Source organism: Brevundimonas sp. Root1423, from assembly GCF_001426805.1.
Map to the genome: position 1 here is coordinate 1 of NZ_LMFL01000087.1, position 1,687 is coordinate 1,687.

2 protein-coding genes and 1 pseudogene are annotated in these 1,687 nt (G+C 55.9%); all 3 read left to right on the forward strand.

All coding sequences use genetic code 11. From position 1 onward, the window contains the following. Positions 1 to 412, forward strand: a 412-nt coding sequence (locus tag ASD25_RS31125) for a hypothetical protein (RefSeq protein ID WP_162252110.1), incomplete at its 5' end; no start/stop codon positions are given. 530 nt (positions 413 to 942) lie between these two features. Beyond that, positions 943 to 1,210, forward strand: a pseudogene (locus ASD25_RS33500) (RNA-directed DNA polymerase); the annotation flags it as partial. A gap of 171 nt (positions 1,211 to 1,381) precedes the next feature. Then, a partial coding sequence (locus tag ASD25_RS32725) for a group II intron maturase-specific domain-containing protein (protein ID WP_235562918.1) occupies positions 1,382 to 1,687 on the forward strand: 306 nt, incomplete at its 3' end.

Sequence of the window (1,687 nt, forward strand, 5' to 3'; positions counted from 1 at the left end):
CTCGGACGTTGGTGCGGCTCTTTTCTCCGTAATCACACTTGTGCTGTCCTTAATTGTTGCCGTGCTCAAATATGAGAGCCGATCGCGAGACCTCTTTCATAGCTTTCGGGCCATACAGAAAGTTTCTTCCGAGGCAGAAGTCTGGCAAGTCCGTGGCGGCAAGCTCGCGACACAGCATGATTGCTTGAACCTAAACGCGTCGTATCAGGACGCGCTCGATAAGTCTGAGAATCACACACCGCTAGATTTTTATCGAGCGATGACGATTCGCGAAGGCGACAATGAAGCGCGAGATAGGAAGCTTCAAAATGAGGCGCGCTTCCGGCAGGGGCTGCTGACAGCATTGCCAATTCTCATAACGCTGGCGAGTCTCCTCTGGCTCGGAAAAATTGCTCTCGACCTCTTGCGATGAACGTTCAGGCAAATGCCGCATTCAGATCCAGGACGACCCAACGGGCACTACGTCACCGTCTGCTAAGCAGCGTGCCCAGCTCGCACGGTGTCGGCCTCGATGGCATCGTTCCGAGTTCGGTCGACGAATGGTCCAGAAGCCGCCAAGAGCTGTTGGTCAAAGAGGTCTCGAGCGCAATGCGAGCCGGAAAGTTTCGCTTCACGAACTATCGTGAAGGTCTCGCCTCGAGGGGTCGAGACCGCCCTCCAAGAGTTTTCGCCATCCCCACCGTCCGGGATCGGCTCGCCCTATCCGCGATGAAGGACTGCCTCGCTGACGTCTACCTCCACAGGGGCCCTGAACCACCTCAGCGCAAAATCAACCGGGTCGTCGATGCGGTCAACTCTGGTGCTTACAGCCATTACCTGAAGATCGATATCCAAGATTATTTCGGCTCGATCCAGCACGATGTGCTCCTTCGGCGCGTCCGGCGCCAGGTTCGGACCGATCGGCTGCTTGATCTGATTGATCGCGCGTTGCGGAACCCAACNCGGCCTCACATCAGCGTCCTCGGGCCTACCACTTGGACTCTCCATCTCATCGCTACTTGCCGAACTTTACCTCAGCGATTTTGACCTTCAGCATAAGTCCAGAGCCTATTTTCGCTATGTAGACGACATCCTTGTACTCAGTTCCGGCGCTCCGGCTTCATTAACAGGAATGCAAAATGATCTTCGATCGATTGGACTCTCGACGCACCCTTTAGGCACTCCTGGCAAGTGCGAGGAAGGTCGGATCTCATCGGGATTCCAGTATTTGGGGTATCAGTTTAACGGACGGTCGGTTAACGTTTCTGATGCTGGTATCCGAAAGATCGAGAGCCAACTTGCAAGGCTCATCTCGCAGGCAGGTAAAACGCTGGTCGACCCTCAAGCAGATCGAGAGAGGAAGCGGCTCCTTTGGCGCCTTGACCTCCTCATAGGTGGGTGCGTGATTGACGGATACGCACGCGGCTGGATCCGCTATTACAATCGGGTAGACGCCCTTCATGAGCTTGCTCGACTAGATTCGCTCGTCGACAAGCTCCTGCGCCGCTATGCCCTTCTCGGTTCACCGAAACCTAAGCGCTTCATCTCAGCGTTCTGGGCAAGCAAGGACAACCTCCGGTTCCGGCACTACGCATTCGATCTGGACGCCATTACGCCGGGAAGGGCGCGCCGCGAGCTTGTCGACCTTGAAGGACTTCAGCCCACGACCGTGACGAGGATGTCCGACACTGAGGCGATGAGGACATAC